Consider the following 1,272-nt stretch of genomic DNA (forward strand, 5'->3'; position numbering starts at 1 on the left):
CGGTCAGGATAAGGATGTACGGATCAGGTGATAGGCTTTGCATCCGTGCCTAACGGTCAATGGGCAGGCTTGGGTGCGTGATGCGACCTATCATCGCCTTCGCACGTAACGCCAACTCCACCGTAGGGCGTTGCGGAGCTTGCAAGTGAGGGCGGCGGAATAAGCGCCGCCCTCAGCGATTTACGCTACGCTATGCTTCAGCGCGCTCATTTTATCGTGACCCTCGCGGACCGACGCAAACGCCGTCGTAATTGCGGTAAGCGTGGCTGGGGAAAGATCGTCCTGCTTTAACGCGTCTTCGAACTTGGCTTTGATATGATCTTCGCCACGCTCGACCTCTTGGATGATCGCCTTGTCATCCTTCCCGGTGATCGCCTGCTTCAGATCCATGAACGTACGATGCGCAGCAGCGAGCACGCTCGAGTTCAGTTCGGGATCACCGCCAAGATCGCGTACCTGATTCTGCAAATCCGTTGCAACCTTTGCGCGGTCGCGTGCGAAATCGGCGAACATGGTCGCATACTGTGTGCTTTCCGCATCCTTGGCGGCGTCCTCATAGCCCTTCATGCTATCAAGGGTAGTCTCGATAAGGCCGTTCAGGACGGATACGTCTTTATCATTGGTCATGGAAGGCTCCGGTGGTGAAGCTCGCATAACGATCCCCCGCCGAAAAGGACCCGATCAGGATCGAAACCATGCATCGTACAGTTGTGTAAGTCGCAGAACGGCCCATGCTGACGAAAGCGATCAGCTATGTGAGGCAAGGACACGAAAGGCGGTACGCAATCGCATGGCGCCTGCGGACCGGCCTAATCATCTGGAGACCGGATATACCGCACGCCACCCATGTCGTCGTTTGCGCAGGGCCGGATAGTCCCCACGCGTTTGACATCATTCCGCTTCAGCCAAGAAACGGTGCTCTCGACGCACTCTGTCCAGTCTGTCACGGGCATGGGCAATGGAATGCTGAAATCGACCTTGTGAGTTTCCGATGTAAGCGGGTCATTTGCGAACGGTGCTATGGTGCAGGCTGGATCGAAACTGGAAACGATCCTATCGGCCATCCGGACATTATCATGACACCGGAAGGCTACCCCAAATGGGTTATCGGGTTTGATCCCGCGCCTGCTACGACCGCAAAGGTGGTGAGCAGCCCCCACCGGGTGGTCCGGGGTGATTGTTAGTGCATTGTTGTGTCCGCCGCCATTGCCGGGCGGAGGTGGAGCGAAGCGGAGCCGGAGACCGGCAATGGCGGTGTCGACGCTTGCGGGG

At 57.5% G+C, this 1,272-nt stretch carries 1 protein-coding gene and 1 pseudogene; both read right to left on the reverse strand.

The genetic code is table 11. The features are described 5' to 3' along the window. Positions 1-180: 180 nt before the first annotated feature. Positions 181-627 carry a ferritin-like domain-containing protein gene (locus MF607_RS22510; protein ID WP_242122393.1) on the reverse strand — a complete coding sequence of 149 codons (447 nt, stop codon included), beginning with the start codon at positions 625-627 and terminating at the stop codon, positions 181-183. Positions 628-1,180: 553 nt separating this feature from the next. Then, positions 1,181-1,272, reverse strand: a pseudogene (locus tag MF607_RS22515) (integrase catalytic subunit); the annotation flags it as partial.

Source organism: Sphingomonas lacusdianchii, assembly GCF_022664395.1.
Lineage (GTDB): Bacteria > Pseudomonadota > Alphaproteobacteria > Sphingomonadales > Sphingomonadaceae > Sphingomonas > Sphingomonas lacusdianchii.